The sequence below is a fragment of the Xenorhabdus yunnanensis genome (assembly GCF_028598805.1).
Lineage (GTDB): Bacteria > Pseudomonadota > Gammaproteobacteria > Enterobacterales > Enterobacteriaceae > Xenorhabdus > Xenorhabdus yunnanensis.
Genome location: NZ_JAQRFI010000098.1, coordinates 1 through 5,060, shown reverse-complemented (window position 1 = coordinate 5,060; position 5,060 = coordinate 1). Strand labels below are relative to the sequence as shown.

Here is a 5,060-nt window from a genome sequence, read left to right as displayed (position 1 = left end):
CCGTCTTCTTTAATGTGCTGCGACCAGTCACAGTGGATGACAATCACGCCCACTGAACCCACACCACCCGTGCGCGGCACAATAATCCTGTCGGCGGCACTGGCAATGGCATACGCGGCTGAATAGGCGTTCTCGCTCAGAATGGCGTGGATAGGCTTCTCGCCACGTGACTGATAAATCAGATCCACCAAATCAAAGCAACCCGCCACTTCACCGCCGGGGGAATCAATATCCAGACAGATACCTTTGACCTCCGGGTCATTCAGTGCCCGGAGAAAAACCTGCCGAATACCGTCATAGCCGGTCATGCCACTGTAAGGCCGCAATGAACCCAGCTTCTGGACTAAGGTGCCCTGCACCGGGATCAGTGCAATACCTTCCAGCACGTCATACCCGGCATCGGGTTTCGCCTTGCGGGAAAAATACTCATCGTCATCATTCCAGTCCCTGCTTGCCTGTATCTGGGTAAGACCAAAGCGGTCAGTTAATGCCGCCATCACCACTTCAGCTTTGCGCGGGTGTATCGCCAGCGGAACATTAAACAGTCGCTGGGCTAAATGGGGTAAATTCACTTCGCCTCCTGTTTGTCTGTCGGGTTATCTGGGGCAAAGCGTTCTGCCTGCGCCCAGTCTGGGACGGGTATTTTCAGCTCCTTAAACCGCTGAATTTCATAACTCCGCTGGTCAACCAACTCTTCCCAGTCTTCACCCATGTTTTCAGCCACCTCCATCTCCAGTGTTGAGAAACCTGCCTCCATACTAAGGATGGCCCCTTTTTTCTCTGCGACCGGGTCAACCCATCCGCGACCGGGTCCCATCCATCGCGCACGACAGTAAGAGGCCGAGGCTTCCATAAAATCCGGCGCACCGGCGGGCAGAGGAACATCCTCGACATCATGGATTTCTTCGGCAAAGGCCACCGCAATGGGCTGGGCAAATCCGTTGGAAAAATCATCCCGGCGACGGGTCAAGGTTTTCCACGCTTCCAACATGGCAGCGCGGGCGGAGGAATAGTTCACCTTAGACCAGTCCTGCGTCACCTGCTGGGCTGACAATCCGGTCGCCGCAGAGATATTCCGCAGTACCGCACTTTCAAAGCCGTCAAAGTTACTGGTTGGGCGCGCCGCAGACAGTGTGACGATTTTTTCATTCGGAAACAGATGCGGAATACGCGCCCCGTTCTGTAAGTTCAACCGTTTGTCTTCATAGTATTCAGCGCGCTGGGTCTGGTACGCACTCAGTTCCTCACCGCCGAAATTACCGCTGTCACCGAGGGCGGAAGCCACCATTTGTGCATCATAAGGCGATTCGATATACGCCCCGAAAATCGCATTAAGGATTGCCGCTTCCAGTTCAGATTCATCGTACTTAATCAGCATCTTCAGCTTCTGAACGATAGGAGCCAGAATACCCATTCCCCGGTGCTGTGCACCGCGTTCGTGGTCAAAATCATGCACCACCACCGGGCGACCCCATGAGGTTTCCCGTGGTATACGATTCCATGTCATGGTTTTCCTACCCGACCACCAGTCACCCATATGGGCCTCCCGGATGTGATAAGCGATCGGCGCGCCGTCAGCGTCAATTTCGACCCCGCCACGCACATGAGGTTTATCCATCAGTTCCTGTGGATTGCTCAGGCGATCGGGATCAATAATCTGAATCGTGGTCGCATAACGGGCTTTACCGGGTCCTAGTCTGTCCGTCCGGTATTGCAGGACCGCCAGCGCGTCACCATCGAGTAACTTGTGGCGAAAAGCCAGCCGCAGCATCTGTGACACTGTCTGCTTCCGCTCCACGTCACAGTACCGGCCTTTGTCATTCGCCCAGGATCGCCAATGCGCCGTAAGGAACCGGCTGTATTCTGCCGCCCAAGTCGCATCAAAGGATTTGTTGCCGGTCAGTTGCCGCAGCATCGGATAATCCGGTTTGAATACCGGGCGGTAACAGGCACCGACAGCATTATCCAGCACACGGGTAATTGAACCGGAGGCCCAACCATCATTCCGAACCAAATCCCGCATACGTGCCACAATCCGGTCACGGTATACGTTGATCTCGTTATCCGGTGACCATAGCGCAGGTTGCCAGTTGGCCATCTGGTCACTGTAGGAATCTGCCGCATCATAAGGAATGCGCCCACTGCCCGATAAGGCGTTAAACTTTAATTTCGCATTCGAAGGCGGTAACGGCTCCCCATCGGGACCTAATATTTTAACACTCATTAGTACCTCACCCTGATGGGTCGCCGGGTTGTGATCCCCAGTTCGGTTTGTATTGCCTGAATCAGCGCTAACAAATCACCGAGACTGGTTTGCTGATATGACACTGAGCGCGTTCCGTCCCCTTGGGTATACGAAAACGAGACGCCTTTCGCGCCGGTGGATAATTCGATATAGGCTTGTTGCGCGGCATTGAGTGCAGCCTGAAGCTGTTCACGGCTCATGCCGGTCAGCAGCGTGGTTCTTCGCATGGGTTCTCCTTAGGGCAAAAGCTGTGACATGCGTTTCCGTTTGGGTTTATCCTCCGCTAATTCAGGAATGATGGCCCCGGGGAAGCGCAGATTGGTTTTGATTTCCGGTTGTGCTGCGGGGGCGATTAATCGATCAGGGTTGTCGACAATGTTATCTGCCAGCGCATTCATTTTCAGTCCCATGTATATCAGGCCACATAATGCGGCGTAGCTGTAGACGCGGCAGTCCAGCGCTTCGTTTGCCCGACCGGGAATTTCTTCCCACACCCGGTAACGCTGACCGCCGGACACTTTCACCACTGAGCGTTCTGCCAATAACTGGCTAAAATAATTCAACTCGCGGTCAGCCGGAAAATGCATATAGGCGGGGACAGGCTCACCCGCTTTGGGTGGCTCAATATGTAACCGTAACCGGACGGCATCCTTGGCGGCGTTCACTCCGATGATAATCGGCTTGAAACTGGATTTAGACCGTGATGTCAACCGTTTGGTAGGCCAGACCGGTGAGCGTTTACCACCCCGCGCAGATTCACCCTTGATCGCCCAGATACGTCTGCCCAGTCGTTCACGGGCAAAGTTATACACCTGTTGGGTATGGTTGCCGCCGGAATCTATACAAGCCGCCACAATCGCAAAGCCACGACCATCCGCTCGCCGCCATATTTGTTTCAGGTAGGCATCCAACCGTTGCCACGGTTCGTCAGTTTCCAGATCGCCCTCAATCACGTCATAAGCAATGGACCAGCTCTCTTCATTGCGACCCCAACCAACCACTTCAATCTCAAAGCGACCTCCCTGTGTATCAATCCCGGCGGTCAGTAATACCACGCCGTCAGGGACTTCGGCAGCCCAGACCTCACAGCGCTCCAGTAATTTACGCTCACTCAGTGCCTTTTCGCCCCGGTCTTCATAGGGTTCACCCAGCACAAGGTTAATGAAAGTCTGGCGCATCAGCGGATCGTCTTTGACCCGCAGCCATTCCGCCACGAGATGTTTCCATGCCGCATTGGGAAACAAGCTGTAACCCGCCCAGATATGAAAACCCGCATGACCTTTAAAGGGTTGACTGGCTCGCCACTCCCCCTGCTTTATCATGCCGGGCTTATTGCTGTCCTGAATCACGCAACCATGGTGACGGCAGACATAATAGGCCGTCTCCGGTAAGCCGTTGCCGTGTTCATCTTTTTCCCATTTGATGCCATAAGGGGAGTCCGGGCTGCCCCATTCCAACACCTGATATTCCCCGCAATGGGGACAAGGGACGTAATAGTAACGCTGGTCACTGTTTTTAAAGGCTTTCTCTATCCGGCTGGTTTCTTTGACTGTGGGGGTTGAACCCAGCACAATTTTCCGGTTCCAGAACGTTTCCGAGCGTTTGATGCCCAGGGCTATCTGGTCACCTTCTGCTCCGGCACCGCCCGAAGGATACCCATCCACTTCATCAAATAAGATGATGCGACAGGTGATACGACGAAAGCCGCCCGGTGAGTTAGCCCCAACCAATGTCAAATTAGCCCCGTTCGAAAAGGTCTTTTTCAGGATAGTCTGATTGGAATCTTTCGCTTTGGCTTCACCCGCAATCGCTTTCAATGCCGGGGTATCCCGCAACATCGGCGCAATTTCGGTCTTACTGTAGTCCTCCGCATCCTCGACACGGGGCTGTACGACCAGTATCGGGGACGGGTCATGCGACAGATAATACCCCACCACATGATCCAGTATCTTGGTATACCCCACACGGGCAGATTTCATCACGGAAACCTGCGTAACAGCGGGATCGGTAATGGCATCCATCATGCCGTCCTGGTAAGCAAAGGAGCGGAATTTACCGGTTTGGGCCGCATTCTCTTTAGACAGTACCGCATATTTATTGGCCCACTCGCTTAAGGATAACGGTTCCGGAGGTTTGGTATCAGCACGTTTCTGAACCAGTGCACGGGTGAAGTGTTGCCATGCATTACCCCCCCTGTTCACTGTGATCAAGGCTTAATTCCTCCATCGCCTCATGGATAATTTCCTGCAACGCCGCCACAAATTCCGTATCCGTTGAAGTGGTTGCCAAGGCTCTCAGTCGGGGACCGTGCTCAGGTGCGATAGCAATCAGACGGGTTCGCATACGAGAGTATTCCTGCCCGACCGCATCGATCATATCCTGCCACGGTAATACCTGACCGGATTTCAGGTCGTACTCATGCTGGGTCAGCAGCGCCAGATAATTCTCCTTCATGGTACGGGCTTCATCCAGTGTCATATCAGCGCCCCGTTCCGTCAGGATACGCTCCACAATTTTTGCCGGGGTATCCACTTCAGGGGTGTTACCTTGTTTGTTACCTGACTTGTTACCTGTGTTGTTACCCTGCGTGTTACCTTTGGCTTTTTTCTCACGGCGGGTAACAGTTTTCCGGTAACGTTCAATGAGGGCGTTTGACGCCTCAACATCAATGTCGTCATCCGTCATAACCAGCCAGCCACGGGCTTTCCACGTGGTGACGGTCTTGCGGCTGACCCCATGCAATTTGGCAAATTCGGACTGGTTCATCTGTTACCCTTGTGTTACCTGTTACCCAAATTTCAAAAGTTCATCGCTA

5 protein-coding genes are annotated in these 5,060 nt (G+C 53.7%); all 5 read right to left on the bottom strand.

The window, feature by feature from the left end; translation table 11 throughout:
- Nucleotides 1-572 (bottom strand): S49 family peptidase (locus PSI23_RS20220; RefSeq protein WP_273556756.1); only part of this gene is annotated, 572 nt, incomplete at its 3' end.
- Nucleotides 569-2,098 carry a phage portal protein gene (locus PSI23_RS20215; RefSeq protein WP_444876162.1) on the bottom strand — a complete coding sequence of 510 codons (1,530 nt, stop codon included), beginning with the start codon at nucleotides 2,096-2,098 and terminating at the stop codon, nucleotides 569-571. The genes PSI23_RS20215 and PSI23_RS20220, both read right to left, overlap by 4 nt.
- A 125-nt stretch (nucleotides 2,099-2,223) precedes the next feature.
- Nucleotides 2,224-2,472, bottom strand: coding sequence for a gpW family head-tail joining protein (gene gpW / locus PSI23_RS20210; protein ID WP_273556754.1), 249 nt, complete (start codon nucleotides 2,470-2,472; stop codon nucleotides 2,224-2,226).
- Nucleotides 2,473-2,481: 9 nt separating this feature from the next.
- Nucleotides 2,482-4,455 (bottom strand): phage terminase large subunit family protein, encoded by a 1,974-nt coding sequence (locus PSI23_RS20205; RefSeq protein WP_273556753.1) that lies wholly within the window; start codon nucleotides 4,453-4,455, stop codon nucleotides 2,482-2,484.
- Nucleotides 4,430-5,011: an RNA polymerase subunit sigma-70 gene (locus PSI23_RS20200; RefSeq protein ID WP_273556752.1), complete on the bottom strand. Its 582-nt coding sequence runs from the start codon at nucleotides 5,009-5,011 to the stop codon at nucleotides 4,430-4,432. The genes PSI23_RS20205 and PSI23_RS20200 overlap by 26 nt, the downstream gene beginning before the upstream one ends.
- Nucleotides 5,012-5,060 lie beyond the last annotated feature (49 nt).